This is a genomic window from Flavobacterium panacagri, from assembly GCF_030378165.1.
GTDB lineage: Bacteria > Bacteroidota > Bacteroidia > Flavobacteriales > Flavobacteriaceae > Flavobacterium > Flavobacterium panacagri.
Genome location: NZ_CP119766.1, coordinates 4,056,608 through 4,071,911, shown reverse-complemented (window position 1 = coordinate 4,071,911; position 15,304 = coordinate 4,056,608). Strand labels below are relative to the sequence as shown.

Genomic DNA, 15,304 nt, shown 5'->3' with positions numbered 1-15,304 from the left:
ATTTATCAATCTGAGTTGTTAAACTCTTTCTTTCATAATTTGTTCCACAACTTCTGGATTTAATAAAGTTGAAGTATCTCCAAAATTAGAAAAATCTCCTTCTGCTATTTTGCGCAAAATTCTACGCATAATTTTACCTGAACGTGTTTTTGGCAATCCTGAAACGAACTGAATTTTATCCAATTTTGCGATTGGTCCAATGTGATCAGCAATATATTGATTGATCTCTTTAGATAAGTTTTCTTTATTTCTAACTTCTCCTGTTTCTTTCAAAATAACGTATCCGTAAAGAGCATTTCCTTTAATGTCATGAGGGAATCCAACAATTGCTGATTCAGCTACAGCTGGATGTTCGTTGATAGCATCTTCAATTGGAGCAGTTCCTAGATTGTGTCCAGAAACAATTACAACGTCATCTACTCTACCTGTAATTCTATAGTAACCAACTTCATCTCTTAAAGCTCCGTCACCTGTAAAATATTTTCCAGGAAAAGCAGAGAAATAAGTTTCTTTGTAACGATCGTGATTACCCCAAATTGTCCTAGCAATTCCAGGCCAAGGAAATTTAACACATAAACTTCCCACTACTTGGTTCCCCTCAATTTCATTGCGTTTTTCATCCATCAAAACTGGCTGAATTCCAGGTAATGGTAATGTAGCGTAAGTTGGTTTTGTTGGCGTAACAAAAGCAATTGGAGAAATCATAATTCCTCCTGTTTCAGTCTGCCACCAAGTATCTACAACAGGGCATCGTTTATCTCCAACGTGGTCATTAAACCAGTGCCAAGCTTCTTCGTTGATTGGCTCTCCAACAGATCCGATCACTTTAAGCGATTTCAGTGGATATTTTTGAATATAATCTAAACTCTCTTTTGCTAAAGAACGAATTGCCGTTGGTGCTGTATAAAATTGTGTAATTTTATGTTTTTCGATAATATCCCAGAAACGGCTGAAATCTGGATAAGATGGAACTCCTTCAAAAATTACAGTAGTCGCACCATTTAACAATGGTCCATACAATATATAAGAATGTCCTGTAATCCATCCGATATCTGCTGTACACCAGAAAATATCATTTTCTTCGTAACTGAAAACATTTTTAAAAGTATAGGCTGTGTATACCATGTAACCAGCTGTAGTGTGCACCATTCCTTTTGGTTTCCCTGTTGATCCTGATGTATATAGAATAAACAAAGGATCTTCGGCATCCATAATTTCAGCAACACTGTTATCAAGAGCGGCGTCTAATAATGGCTGTAACCAAATGTCACGGCCTTCTTTCATTTTTACATCAGTATTCGTTCTTTTAGCAACTAATACTTTTGTTACTGACGGACAAGTTTCAAGAGCTTCATCCACAATTCCTTTTAAGTCAATTGTTTTATTTCCTCTGTAACCTCCGTCAGATGTAATAACCATTTTACATTCACAGTCATTAATTCTGGCAGAAACGGCAGAAGCAGAAAATCCAGCAAAAACAACAGAATGTATAGCTCCAATTCTAGCACAAGCTAATACAGAAACAGCTAATTCAGGAATCATTGGCAGATAAATACAAACTCTATCTCCTTTACGAACTCCTTGTTCGCGAAGAACATTGGCCATTTTTGATACTCTCTCGTATAGTTCGTTGTATGTTATATGTAAAGCTTCTTCAGAAGGATCATTAGGTTCAAAAATAATTGCCGTTTTATCTCCTCTTTTGCTTAAATGTCTGTCAATACAGTTTTTGGTAATGTTAACTTTAGCTTCTGTAAACCACTTTACTTCAGCCTCAGCCATATTAAAATCAACTACTTTTTCCCATTGTTGATACCATGTGAAATTTTCTTCAGCTATTTTTCCCCAAAATTTTCTTGGCTCTCTTATTGACTTATTGTAATGCTTGAAATATTGTTCTAAATTTTCAATTTTGTAATAGCTCATCTTTGTTGTTGATTTTTTTTATAAATGTATTAAATCTGAATGTATTCTTAAAACAATTTAATTCATAAATTTTACCAAAAAAAAACATTTCTTTAATAAAATATGACAATTATTTGCATTTGAATTAAAATTTTATTTTTTAAACCAAAATAGAAAGGCAAAAAAAGGCATAATAAATAGATATTACGCCTTTTTTAATTTAACAAATTTCAATAACAATTAATCTTGTAAACTGCTTTACAATACTTTTCTCTACTTTGAAAATAGCAGCATCATTATTAATTAAAACAGAAATTTCAACAAGTATATTCTGCCAAATATACCCCAATAATAAGGGATTAGCTTCACTTAACTTACTTCAGAAGAAGTTAAGTGAATGCAATATGCATCTATATCCATTCTCTTTAATAAGTGCTTACTAATTCAAAATATTATAAATCATTGATACAGTGCAAATCCTGTGGAATTAAATTCCTTAGGAATTCCCTAACTCTTAATTATCCAATTTTTTTCATCGCAGTCATAGATTCTCTCAACCACGCTCCTACTTCTTCAATAGGATGCTGACGAATTTCTCTATTTACAGCAATTAAAACAGCATTATCTACTCCATTTGAAGTTGAAAATGGTTTTCCTATGATGTTAGTTTCTACTTTTTTCATGAATTCAGTCAATAATGGCTTACATGCATGATCAAATAAATAACATCCGTATTCTGCAGTATCAGAAATTACACGGTTCATTTCGAACAATTTCTTTCTCGCAATTGTATTTGCAATTAATGGTAATTCGTGTAATGACTCATAGTAAGCAGATTCTTCGATGATACCAGCTTCTGTCATAGTTTCGAAAGCTAATTCAACACCAGCTTTTACCATAGCAATCATCAATACTCCATTATCAAAATATTCTTGTTCAGAAATTGGAGCTTCTTGTGGAGCTGTTTTTTCGAAGTTAGTTTCTCCTGTTGCAGCTCTCCATTTTAATAAGTTAACATCGTCATTAGCCCAGTCAATCATCATAGTTCTAGAGAACTCTCCAGAAATGATATCGTCTTGGTGTTTTTGGAATAATGGACGCATGATATCTTTTAATTCTTCAGCTAATTCATAAGCCTCAATCTTTGAAGGATTATTTAAACGATCCATCATGTTTGTAATACCTCCGTGTTTCAAAGCTTCAGTGATAGTTTCCCATCCGTACTGAATTAATTTTGAAGCATAAGCAGCATCGATTCCTTTTTCAATCATTTTATCGAAACATAAGATAGATCCTGTTTGAAGTAGACCACAAAGAATAGTCTGCTCTCCCATTAAATCTGATTTTACTTCAGCTACGAAAGATGATCTTAAAACTCCTGCTCTGTGCCCTCCAGTTGCTACTGCGTAAGCTTTTGCCTGGTCTAAACCAAATCCGTTTGGATCATTTTCTGGGTGAACAGCAATAAGAGTTGGAACTCCAAAACCTCTTTTGTATTCTTCACGTACCTCAGAACCTGGACATTTAGGCGCACACATAATTACAGTGATGTCTTTACGAATCTGCATTCCTTCTTCTACAATGTTGAATCCGTGAGAATAAGCCAAAGTAGAATCTTTTTTCATTAATGGCATAATAGCAGTTACCACAGCTGTATGCTGTTTGTCTGGTGTAAGATTACAAACTAAGTCTGCAGTTGGAATCAATTCTTCGTAAGTTCCTACAGTGAAACCATTTTCAGAAGCATTTTTAAAAGAAGCTCTTTTTTCAGCAATTGCATCTGCACGTAATGCATAAGAAATATCTAAACCAGAATCTCTCATGTTTAATCCTTGATTCAAACCTTGTGCTCCACAACCCACAATTACAACTTTTTTTCCAGCTAATGCTGCAATTCCGTCTGCAAATTCTGATTGCTCCATAAATTCGCAAACCCCTAATTGTTCTAATTGTAATCTAAGTGGTAATGTATTGAAATAATTTGCCATTTTTGTTTTAATATTTAATGAAATGAAATTTTATAATTGATTAATTTATAGCTAATAATAATTTTATTTGAACGATTCTAACAAACTTGAAATTTCCATTTTTTGTTTAGAAACCGAAATTCTTCCTGAACGTACAAACTGCATAATTCCGTATGGTTTGAATTTTGCATATAGTTCTTCAATTTCAGAACGTCTTCCTGATTTTGAAATCACAAAGAAATCACGAGAAACCGTTACAATTGTCGCCTGACTTTCTTTAATGATATTCTGAATTTGTTTCTCGTCAAACAACAAACTTGAAGCAATTTTAAATAAAGCATTTTCTAAGAAAATAGTTTCTTCATCTGTATGATAAAATGCTTTTATTACTTCAATTTGTTTTTCAATCTGTCCCACAATATTCTGAACCCATTTCTCAGTAGTATTCACTACAATGATAAATCTAGAAACATTCTCAATTTCTGATTCAGAAACATTTAGACTTAATATGTTAATGTGACGCTTTAAGAATATTCCAGATATTCTGTTCAACAATCCCACGTTATTTTCTGAGTATACCGATATGGTAAATGTTTTATCTTCCATGTAATTTTTGTTTAAAGTTTTTTCTGTTTCAGGTTTAGCTTGAAACTTTTAACCTGAAACCTGAAACTTTTTTCTTTAGCTTAATCTAATTTCTGAAACACATGCTCCTGTTGGAATCATAGGGAAAACATTGTTTTCCTTTTCTACCATGACTTCTAAGAAGTAAGAATCTTTTGAAGCGAGCATTTCTGCAACTGCTTCGTCTAAATCTTCACGTTGTGTTACTTTTTTAGATTTAATATGGTATCCTTCTGCTATCGCAACAAAATTTGGATTGATCATTTTTGTTGAAGCATATCGGTTGTCAAAGAACAATTCCTGCCATTGACGTACCATTCCTAAAAATTCATTATTTAAAATAACAATCTTCACTGGAACCTGAGTTTGGAAAATCGTACCCAGTTCCTGAATTGTCATTTGGAAGCCTCCATCACCAATAATCGCTACTACTTCGCGTTCTGGTTTACCCATTTTTGCTCCAATTGCAGCTGGTAAAGCAAATCCCATTGTTCCTAATCCACCAGAAGTGATATTACTTTTGGTTGAATTGAATTTTGCATAACGACAGGCAAACATTTGATGCTGACCTACATCAGTAACAATAATTGCATCACCTTTTGAGTGCTTGTTAATCATTTCGACAGTTTCTCCCATCGAAATTCCTTTACCATTTGATGGATTCAATTCTTCTTTAATAACAGAATTAAACTCAACCTCTTTTAATGCTTTGAATTCATTATGCCATAATTCATGTGACTTAGCATCAATTAATGGCAATAAAGCTGCTAGAGATTCTTTTACATCACCTAAAACAGCGATTTCTGTTTTAACGTTTTTATCGATTTCAGCTGGATCAATTTCGAAATGAACCACCTTTGCCTGTTTTGCATAAGTATTAAGATTCCCCGTAACACGGTCGTCAAAACGCATTCCGAAAGCGATTAAAACATCGCATTCATTAGTTAATAAGTTTGGTGCATAATTCCCATGCATTCCAAGCATACCAACATTTAATGGATGATCTGTCGGTAAAGCAGATAAACCTAAAATGGTCCATGCTGCAGGAATTCCAGATTTTTCAACCAAAGCTTTGAATTCAGCTTCAGCTTGACCTAAAATAATTCCCTGTCCAAAAACAATAAGCGGTTTTTTAGCACTGTTAATTAAAGCTGCGGCTTCGGCAACTTTATCTAAATTTAATTTTGGAACTGGAGTATAACTTCTGATTCCAGTACATTTTTCATAACTAAATTCAAACTCATCAAACTGAGCATTTTTAGTAATATCTACCAATACTGGACCTGGACGGCCAGAACGAGCAATATAAAAGGCTTTCGCCATAATTTCTGGAATCTGAGAAGCTTCAGTTACTTGGAAATTCCATTTTGTTACTGGTGTTGAAATTCCGATAATATCCGTTTCCTGAAATGCATCAGAACCTAATAAATGTCTTCCAACTTGTCCTGTAATACAAACCATTGGAGTTGAGTCGATTTGCGCATCAGCAATACCTGTAACTAAATTAGTTGCTCCTGGTCCTGAAGTAGCAATCGCCACCCCTACTTTTCCTGTAGCTCTGGCATAACCTTGAGCAGCATGTGTTGCACCTTGTTCGTGACGCACTAAAACGTGGTGTAACTGATCTTGAAATTTATATAATTCATCGTAAACCGGCATTATGGCACCACCTGGATAACCATAAATCAAATCTACACCTTCTTCTAACAAACATCTTATAACGGCTTCTGCCCCTGATATTTTCATAGTATATAGTTTTTCAAAAATCAAACTTCAATTTCAATGTCAAAAATCAATTTTAAATTTTAATTGATGTTGAAATTTGCTTTTTGATATTGTTATTTTAAAATTAATTATCGGTTACACAGCCAGTTGAAGCACTAGAAACCGATCTTGCATATTTAAGTAAAACTCCTCTTTGCACTTTTAAAGGCGGCTGAACCCAGCTTGCTTTTCTTGCTGCAAATTCTTCTTCAGATATTTTCAGGTCAATCGTATTTTTTATAGCATCGATAGCGATTATATCCCCATCTTTCACTAATGCAATACCACCACCATCATAAGCCTCCGGTGTAACGTGTCCTACGACAAAGCCATGCGAACCTCCAGAGAACCTACCGTCTGTAATTAGAGCACAGCTGCTTCCTAATCCAGCACCAATAATCGCAGATGTAGGCTTCAGCATTTCAGGCATCCCTGGACCACCTTTTGGTCCGCAATACCTGATGACGACTACATTACCTGGTTTAATTTTACCGGCCTGAAGACCTGGAATTACTTCAAACTCACCTTCAAATACTACAGCAGGGCCTTCGAAATACTCTCCTTCTTTTCCACTGATTTTTGCAACAGCTCCTTCAGAAGCAAGGTTTCCGTATAATACTTGAATATTCCCTGTTGGTTTTAATGCTTTTTGAATTTCGTGAATTACTTCTTGTCCATCTTGTAGATCTGGAGTAGAAGCTAAGTTTTCAGCAACTGTTTTTCCTGTCACAGTCAAACAGTCACCGTGGATAAGTCCCACTTTTAATAAATATTTCATAACTGAAGGAATACCTCCCACTTCATGAATATCTTCCATCATATATTTACCACTTGGTTTCATATCAGCAAGAACAGGAGTTCTGTCATTAATTGCTTGAAAATCATCCAAAGTGATTGTGATACCAACTGAGTGAGCCATTGCGATTAAATGCATAACGGCATTTGTAGAACCTCCTAATACTGCTACAATCGTAATAGCATTTTCGAAAGCTTTGCGAGTCATAATGTCTCTTGGCTTGATATCTTTTTCTAATAAAACTCTCATTGCAGCTCCAGCAGCAACACATTCATCTCTTTTTTCCTGACTTAAAGCAGGATTTGAAGAACTATATGGCATACTCATACCTAATGCTTCAATTGCAGAAGACATCGTGTTTGCTGTATACATACCACCACAAGCTCCAGCTCCTGGGCAAGCATTTTGAATAACACCTTTAAAATCTTCTGGAGTAATTTCGCCTTTAACTTTTTTTCCTAAAGCTTCAAAAGCAGAAACGATATTTAAAGATTCTCCTTTCCACTTACCTGAATGAATAGATCCTCCATAAACCATCATTGATGGACGGTTTAATCTACCCATTGCAATTAATGCTCCAGGCATATTTTTATCACAACCAGGAATTGCAATAATACCATCGTACCATTGTGCTCCTGCAACTGTTTCAATAGAATCTGCAATTACATCACGAGAAACTAAAGAATAACGCATTCCTTCTGTTCCGTTTGAAATTCCATCACTAACTCCAATGGTATTAAAAATAAGTCCGACAAGATCTGCATCCCAAACACCTTTTTTAACATCTTTTGCTAAATCGTTCAAGTGCATGTTGCAAGTGTTACCATCGTAACCCATACTCACAATACCTACTTGTGCTTTTTTCAAATCTTCTTCAGTTAAACCAATTCCGTACAACATCGCTTGCGCCGCAGGCTGTGTTTGATCTTGAGTGATGGTCTTGCTGTACTTATTTAATTCCATTATAGTTTTATTTTTTTTTTAATTTTTTGTTCAAAAAAAAACCTTCCAGTATTTGGAAGGTTTGTAATATAGTTTTTCAATTATATTTATAACATTCCCGATGCAGATGTGTGAATCACATTGACAACAACGACAGAAGTAATAATAATTGAGATTTGCATCATTTCTTTTTTAGTGACACAAAAGTAAATAAACTTAAGGAACTAAAAAAATATAATCTCAACATTTCAAATACTTCTTGTGATTATCTTCACTTTTTAACAAAAAATATTAAACAATTGTAGATTGTCCAATACTAACATTGTCATTATTAAAATACAGTAAATCATCTTTACTGAATATAAAATTAGAAACAAACTCCCCAACTTCGTTTGTACCGAATTTAGAGTCTGGTTTTAAATCAACTGTAACTACCTTGTATTCAATTGCCTTTTCTACCGCTTTGTAGATTACATTAGCCTCTTTAGTTAATCCAAAATGCTCTAACAAAAGTGCTGCAGCCAAAATAGAAGCAATCGGATTGGCGATATTTTTTCCTTTTGCCTGCGGATATGATCCGTGAATTGGTTCAAACAAAGCATTTTTTTCTCCTAAAGATACTGATGGCAATAAACCAATAGATCCTGTAATTACACTAGCTTCATCAGATAAAATATCTCCGAACAAATTTTCAGTCAAAATCACATCAAACTGTTTCGGATTCAAAATCAACTGCATTGCTGCATTGTCAACAAATAAGAAATCAAGTTTAACATCCGAGTACTCTTCGCTCACTTTCTGAACTACTTTTCTCCACAATCTTGAAGTTTCCAAAACATTTGCTTTATCGACCATTGTCAGCTTCTTACGTCGTTTTTGTGCCGATTTAAAAGCCAAATGTGTAATTCTAGTAATTTCTTCTTCTGTATATTCACATAAATCTGAGGCGTGTGTTCCTTCTTCATTCAGTGTTTTTGCACCAAAATAAGCACCACCTGTTAATTCTCTGAAAATTGTAAAATCAGCTCCCTCGATAATTTCTCTTTTTAAAGGAGAAGCTTCAATTAACGCTTTGTAAGGTTTAATTGGACGAATGTTAGCAAACAGCCCCAATTCTTTACGAAGCTTTAATAATCCTTGCTCCGGACGAACCTTGGCATTTGGATTGTTATCATATTTTGGATCACCAATAGCGCCAAGCAAAACTGCATCTGTATTTAAACACAGATTAAGTGTCTGTTCTGGCAATGGGTTTCCTGTTTTATCAATTGCAACTGCTCCCATGAGTGCATCTTCAAAAACAAATTCATGATTGTAAACTTCAGCAATAGCATATAAAGCTTTTTTTGCTTGTAAAATAACCTCAGGTCCAATTCCGTCTCCCGGCAAAACTGCAATTTTCAAATTCATAACGTCTCGTTCTTTATGTATTTAAATCCTAATATTGTTCCTATTTCTGTATAATTAGCTTCTAATTAATTCTCCTTCAATTTTAGAAGCTTCGATGATTTGATGTATATCAGCATCTACTACTTCTTTTTTGATATCTGCGAATTTCAAAAACTCAATATATACAATGTCTAATTGTGTTTTTGTAAGCTCATAACCTACTTTTTTAGCTCTGTAAGCCAAAGCAGCTCTTCCGCTTCTTGCAGTCAAAATAATTGAGGATTCGTTTACACCTACTTCAAGCGGATCCATGATCTCGTAAGTTGCTCTGTTTTTAATAACACCATCCTGGTGAATTCCAGAACTGTGTGCAAAAGCATTAGCACCAACGATTGCTTTATTTGGCTGTACAATCATTCCCATACTTTCAGAAACTAGACGACTCATTTCGTTTAATTCTCTTGTATTGATATTTGTATCTAAATTTAAGTAAGGGTGCTGTTTAAAAATCATTACTACTTCTTCAAGTGCAGTATTTCCAGCTCTTTCACCAATACCATTAATAGTACATTCTATTTGTCTCGCTCCATTGATAGCTCCTGCAATTGAGTTAGCAGTTGCCATTCCTAAATCATTATGACAGTGACATGAAAGGATTACGTTTTCGATTCCTTTTACGTTTTCTTTTAAGTATTTTATTTTTGCTCCATACTCTTCTGGAAGACAATACCCTGTAGTATCAGGAATATTCAATACTGTAGCTCCAGATTTAATAACTTCTTCACAAACTTTAGCTAAAAATGCGTTATCTGTTCTACCTGCATCTTCTGCATAGAATTCTACATCTTCTACATAAGATTTAGCGTGAGATACTGCATATTTTGCTCTTGCAATAATATCTTCCGGAGTAGTTTGCAATTTGTGGAGTATATGAGATTCCGAAGTTCCGATTCCAGTATGGATTCTAGGTTTCTTAGCATGCTTTAACGCAGCTGCAGCAACATCAATATCGTTTTTTACGGCTCTTGTTAATCCGCAGACGGTTGCATTTTCTACAATTTTACAAATCTCAGAGACCGATAAAAAATCGCCCGGACTTGACACAGGGAAACCTGCTTCGATGATATCAACTCCCATTTTGTCTAGTCGTTCTGCGATAACTAATTTTTGCTTAGTATCTAACTTACATCCTGGAACTTGTTCACCATCTCGCAAAGTGGTGTCAAAAATTTGAACTTTCTCTCTATTCATATTCATTAATTTAATGTAATTTCACATCTTGATAACAAATATATATTGTACTATCGCAGTACGAAATTCGTTTTCATGAAATTATACTGCTCATAAAACGTTTTATATCTAATTAACTAATTTATTTTCAATAAGTTACATTATTATTTTTTACAATGGCTAACCATCAAAAAGATTTCTTATTTGTTTTAATCAAATCACTTTCGAAATCAGAAAAAAGACAGTTTAAAATTTTTGCAAGCCGATTAGAGACGAGTTCAAACACAAAATTTATCGAATTATTCAATATTCTCGATAAATCTGAAGTTTATGATGAAAAACTCATTCTAAAAAGTGGTGTCATTCAGAAAGTACAGTTATCTAACTTAAAATCATACTTATACAAGCAAATTTTGGTTAGTATAAGATTGAATATTCCCAGCCAGAATATTCGTTACCAACTTCGCGAACAGATGGATTTTGCTGTTATTCTTTATAACAAAGGATTATACAAACAGAGTTTGAAAATTTTAGACAAAACCAAACAACAGGCGCTTGAAAATGATGAAAAATATATGGCGTATGAAATTGTTGAGTTTGAAAAGTTAATCGAATCCCAATATATTACCCGAAGTATTCAGGGACGTGCTGACGAATTGGTGGTTCAGGCCAAAGAATTAAACTATCGAAATACGATTTCCAGTAAATTATCAAATTTATCGCTTCAGTTATATGGAATCATGTTAAAGACCGGCTATGTAAAAAGTGATGCCGAATACAAATATATAGACGATTATTTCAACAGACATATTGCAAAACTGGATGAAAGTAAATTTGGTTTCCGCGAAAAATATTGGTTTTACAATGCTAATTTATGGCGAAGTTTTCTAGTTCAAGATTTCTTGGCTAGTTATAAATATGCTTATAAATGGGTACAATTATTCTATGATAATCCGAACATGATTTATTTGAATCCTGTATTCTTTTTAAAAGGAAATCATTATTTCTTAGAATCCCTTTATATGCTAAAATATAAATCTAATTTCAAGAAATACCTTAATCTTCTGGAAGAAACGATTGCAGATCCTAAATTTCCAACAAATGACAATCTTGCATCACTATCTTTCCTATATGTCTACAACAACAAATTAAATCTGCATATTTTAGCAGGTACTTTCGCAGAAAGCGAATATTTAATTCCTGAGATTTTAAGTAAGCTTAAGATTCATAGTGAACATCTTGATGAGCATCACGAAATGGTATTCTTCTATAAAATTGCTTCTATTTATTTTGGTGTCGAAAAATACAACGAATGCATCAATTATTTAGATAAAATCATCAATAACAAGAATTTAACAATGCGTGAAGATTTAATGTGTTTTGCGAGATTGTTATCTTTAATTGCACATTATGAACTTGGAAAAGATTATTACTTAGAGAATCATCTGAAAAGCACCTACAAATTCTTACTGAAAATGAATGATTTACATGAAGTCCAGAAAGAAATCATCAAATTCCTTAGAAATTTAAACAACTTTTATCCTGCCGACATTAAGAAAGAATTCAAAAAAATGCACGCTCGTTTTGTTGAGCTTGAAAAGAATACTTACGAAAAAAGAGCTTTTTTATATTTAGATATCATTTCGTGGCTGGAAAGCAAAATTGAAAACCGAAAAATCGCTGATATTATAAAGGAAAAAGCGAAGTTGAACAATCGATAGGTTTAAATTCCAATTTTTTAAAATTCCAAATTCCAATAAAAAAGGTTTTAAAAACAATAGTTTTTAAAACCTTTTTTTTATTTCGACTGAAAGGAGAAATCAAACTAACATTTCCGCAAAGATAATCGCCAATCTTTGTAGAGTTTCGAGTGTGATTTCTCCTTTCAGTCGAAATGACAAACTATGTAAAAAAAAATAAACCTGACAAGTTTTAAAACCTGTTGGGTTTAATATCTTAAAAAACAATTTCTTAAAAACTCTTAATTTTCAATTCCTTAAACACTTTTTTGGTAATATCCTTTCGACAACTTCCGAAATCAGATAGATTACTGTTTCGATTTTGCAAAATTCTGGTAGCGAAGAAATAAGTTCCATTTTCTTTTTCAATATAACCTACCCACCAGCCAATATTAAAGCCCTTTTCGCGAGTCCATCCGGTTTTGGAATAAACTTTATAACCAGAACCTGTTTCACTTAGCATTACATTTTTTACAATCTGCATATTTCTCTTTGAAAAAAGTAACTTTTCCTCATATAACTTTTTTACAAATTCAATCTGATTGACAGGCGAAATGGCAAAATCACCAAAGTTCCAAAAGTCGCTATCTTTTTGAGAAAGATTAACATTTCCGTATCGACATAACTTTAGGTACTTTTCGTAATTTTTTCTCCCAATTTTCTTCGCCAATTCTATAAATACCCAGCCAGCGGAAACTTCAAAAGCTTCTTTTATTGTCATATCATGGTAAATTTCAGGCCTGTAACCGTATTTCACAGTATCTGTTGTTCCTACCCATTTTACGACATCATTTTCACTGCTGATTGTTTTTGTTTCAAGCGCAATGAGAAGATTCGCAATTTTAAAAGTAGAAGCTGGCAATGTCTGAACATTCGTATCAACGGTATCAGACAAAATCCATTTATGCTTTACATTATCATAAATAACAATTGAACCTGTAACTCCACAAGAGTCAAAATATTTTTTAAAATCCTGACGAACAACAACTGAATCTTTCTTCTCTAGTAAAACATCATTTGTCTTTTTTGTATTTGAGATACAAGAAATTAAAATTGTGCTTATTAATACTACAAATAATTTGCGAATCATTCGTCAGAACTTTTTAAAAAATTAAAATCTATTCTATGATATTAGAAGTTGTTACATAGAAGTTTTTATCTACTTCCAATTTTCTGTCTTCATTATCTGTTTTGACAGACTGCCATTCTGTAGTTGGTTTCAGTACAGTTTCAACTCCGTTAATTTTAACTTTTACAGGCATATCAAACTTAGAAACGCAGTTTGTCCAGTGGTAACCTAAAGTTCCGTTTTTAAACATATATTCAAAAACAGGAATTTTGGTTGTTGTCAAATATTGTGCATAAACTCTGTTGAAGTTAATTCCTGATTGTTCATTGATATAATCCTGAATCTGTTTTGAAGTAACGGTTTGATGGTAAAAAGTTTTATTTAAACCTCTTAAGATCGATTTCCATTTTGCATCATCATTAATTATCTGACGTATTGTATGCAACATATTGGCTCCTTTTGGATACATATCTCCAGATCCTTCATTATTTACATCATAATGACCAATAATTGGCTTGTCATTTTCGATATTTTGTCTACATCCTATAACATATTCAGCTCCGGCTTCTTTTCCGTAATAATATTCCAGAAAAAGGCTTTCAGAATAATTAGTGAAACTCTCATGAATCCACATATCAGCAATATCTTTGTACGTGATATTGTTAGCAAACCATTCGTGACCAGACTCATGAATAATTATAAAATCAAATTTCAATCCCCAACCGGTTCCACTTAAATCTTTTCCTAGGTAACCTTGTTTATACTGATTTCCGTAAGTAACAGAACTTTGGTGTTCCATACCTAAATAAGGTACTTCCACCAATTTATAACTGTCTTCATAAAACGGATATGGCCCAAACCAACTTTCAAAAGCTTTCAGCATCTTTGGAGCATCTTTAAAATGTTCTTTAGCTAAAGCTAAATTATCTCTCAATACATAATAATTACAATCCAAGTTGCCTTTTTCTCCCTTAAATACTTCAGAGAAATTCACATAATCTCCAATGTTGATATTTACGCCATAATTATTAATTGGGTTTGAAACATACCAATTGAAGGTTTTAGTTCCGTCTTTTTCCTTTTTTACACTTTGCAATCTTCCATTTGAAACTTCTGTCAAATCTCCGGGAACATTCACACTGATTAACATGTTTTCTACTTCATCATACATATGATCCTTGCACGGCCACCAAACACTTGCGCCTAAACCCTGACAAGATGTTGCGATAAAATCTTTTCCATTTTTATCTTTTTTCCAAGAAAATCCCCCATCCCATGGTGCCTTAACCGCTTCTTTTGGTTTTCCACTATATGAAATTATAATTTCTTTAGTGTCGCCCACTTTCTGTTTTTCATTCAAAGTAATGAAGAAAGCATTACCGTCTCTTTCAAACTTTAGCTCTTTTCCGTTCTGAGTTACTTTTGTAATGTTCATTGGTTGTTGCAAATCAATCTGCATTCTGTTATTTTCTGTTAAAACAGTATAACGAACTGTATTAGAACCGGAAATTGATTTTTCAGAAGGATTTACTTTTACATTCAAATGATAATATTTTAAATCCCACCAAGCTCTTTCTTTTGTAATGCTTCCGCGCAAAGTGTCCTGATGTGTAAAAACCGTTTCTGACTTATTCAAAAGTCCCTGAGCATTGGCACTAAAACCAACCAAAAAGGCGAAAACTACGCCACCAAAGTATTTTTTCATTATTTATAAATTTGAAATAATAAGGCAATTAAACCAGCTTAATCTTCAACAAATGTAAACATTCGAATCAAGTTTTTTAGAAAATTATACTTTCAATAGTAACTAACAACGTTTAAATTCATTATTCTTCTTTATTTTAGTGCTTTTAAAAATTTTAGATTTCATAAGTATGAG

10 protein-coding genes are annotated in these 15,304 nt (G+C 33.3%); 1 reads left to right on the top strand and 9 read right to left on the bottom strand.

Annotated features, from left to right (window positions below):
• Window positions 1-18: 18 nt before the first annotated feature.
• The 7 genes from acs to P2W65_RS17860 form a co-directional block, all read right to left on the bottom strand.
• On the bottom strand, window positions 19-1,926 hold the full coding sequence (acs, locus tag P2W65_RS17890; RefSeq protein WP_289659740.1) for an acetate--CoA ligase: 1,908 nt from the start codon (window positions 1,924-1,926) through the stop codon (window positions 19-21).
• A 497-nt stretch (window positions 1,927-2,423) separates the two neighbouring features.
• Entirely contained in the window at window positions 2,424-3,893 is a 1,470-nt protein-coding gene (ilvC, locus tag P2W65_RS17885; RefSeq protein ID WP_289659738.1) for a ketol-acid reductoisomerase, read from the bottom strand.
• 63 nt (window positions 3,894-3,956) lie between these two features.
• Entirely contained in the window at window positions 3,957-4,478 is a 522-nt protein-coding gene (gene ilvN, locus P2W65_RS17880) for an acetolactate synthase small subunit (RefSeq protein WP_091497929.1), read from the bottom strand.
• A 75-nt stretch (window positions 4,479-4,553) separates the two neighbouring features.
• Complete coding sequence (ilvB, locus tag P2W65_RS17875) at window positions 4,554-6,242, bottom strand: biosynthetic-type acetolactate synthase large subunit (protein ID WP_289659735.1); 1,689 nt, start codon at window positions 6,240-6,242, stop codon at window positions 4,554-4,556.
• 103 nt (window positions 6,243-6,345) lie between these two features.
• Window positions 6,346-8,019 (bottom strand): dihydroxy-acid dehydratase, encoded by a 1,674-nt coding sequence (gene ilvD, locus P2W65_RS17870; RefSeq protein ID WP_289659733.1) that lies wholly within the window; start codon window positions 8,017-8,019, stop codon window positions 6,346-6,348.
• 270 nt (window positions 8,020-8,289) lie between these two features.
• Entirely contained in the window at window positions 8,290-9,408 is a 1,119-nt protein-coding gene (leuB, locus tag P2W65_RS17865) for a 3-isopropylmalate dehydrogenase (protein ID WP_289659731.1), read from the bottom strand.
• Between the two features lie 54 nt (window positions 9,409-9,462).
• Window positions 9,463-10,638 carry a 2-isopropylmalate synthase gene (locus P2W65_RS17860; protein ID WP_179004526.1) on the bottom strand — a complete coding sequence of 392 codons (1,176 nt, stop codon included), beginning with the start codon at window positions 10,636-10,638 and terminating at the stop codon, window positions 9,463-9,465.
• Between the two features lie 155 nt (window positions 10,639-10,793).
• Between P2W65_RS17860 and P2W65_RS17855 the strand changes: the two genes are divergently transcribed.
• The gene (locus P2W65_RS17855; RefSeq protein ID WP_289659728.1) at window positions 10,794-12,338 is read left to right on the top strand and encodes a hypothetical protein; all 1,545 of its coding nucleotides are present in this window, start codon (window positions 10,794-10,796) and stop codon (window positions 12,336-12,338) included.
• 250 nt (window positions 12,339-12,588) lie between these two features.
• Here the strand turns inward: P2W65_RS17855 and P2W65_RS17850 are convergent, their stop codons facing one another.
• Both P2W65_RS17850 and P2W65_RS17845 read right to left on the bottom strand, forming a co-directional pair.
• Complete coding sequence (locus tag P2W65_RS17850) at window positions 12,589-13,446, bottom strand: penicillin-binding transpeptidase domain-containing protein (RefSeq protein ID WP_289659726.1); 858 nt, start codon at window positions 13,444-13,446, stop codon at window positions 12,589-12,591.
• A 28-nt stretch (window positions 13,447-13,474) separates the two neighbouring features.
• Window positions 13,475-15,130: a M1 family metallopeptidase gene (locus P2W65_RS17845; RefSeq protein ID WP_289659724.1), complete on the bottom strand. Its 1,656-nt coding sequence runs from the start codon at window positions 15,128-15,130 to the stop codon at window positions 13,475-13,477.
• Between the last annotated feature and the right edge of the window lie 174 nt (window positions 15,131-15,304).

Excerpts from the sequence above, each read along its gene's own strand:
- acs (WP_289659740.1), bottom strand. The coding sequence starts at position 1,926 with ATGAGCTATTACAAAATTGAAAATTTAGAACAATATTTCAAGCATTAC.
- ilvC (WP_289659738.1), bottom strand. The coding sequence starts at position 3,893 with ATGGCAAATTATTTCAATACATTACCACTTAGATTACAATTAGAACAA.
- ilvN (WP_091497929.1), bottom strand. The coding sequence starts at position 4,478 with ATGGAAGATAAAACATTTACCATATCGGTATACTCAGAAAATAACGTG.
- ilvB (WP_289659735.1), bottom strand. The coding sequence starts at position 6,242 with ATGAAAATATCAGGGGCAGAAGCCGTTATAAGATGTTTGTTAGAAGAA.
- ilvD (WP_289659733.1), bottom strand. The coding sequence starts at position 8,019 with ATGGAATTAAATAAGTACAGCAAGACCATCACTCAAGATCAAACACAG.
- leuB (WP_289659731.1), bottom strand. The coding sequence starts at position 9,408 with ATGAATTTGAAAATTGCAGTTTTGCCGGGAGACGGAATTGGACCTGAG.
- P2W65_RS17860 (WP_179004526.1), bottom strand. The coding sequence starts at position 10,638 with ATGAATAGAGAGAAAGTTCAAATTTTTGACACCACTTTGCGAGATGGT.
- P2W65_RS17855 (WP_289659728.1), top strand. The coding sequence starts at position 10,794 with ATGGCTAACCATCAAAAAGATTTCTTATTTGTTTTAATCAAATCACTT.
- P2W65_RS17850 (WP_289659726.1), bottom strand. The coding sequence starts at position 13,446 with ATGATTCGCAAATTATTTGTAGTATTAATAAGCACAATTTTAATTTCT.
- P2W65_RS17845 (WP_289659724.1), bottom strand. The coding sequence starts at position 15,130 with ATGAAAAAATACTTTGGTGGCGTAGTTTTCGCCTTTTTGGTTGGTTTT.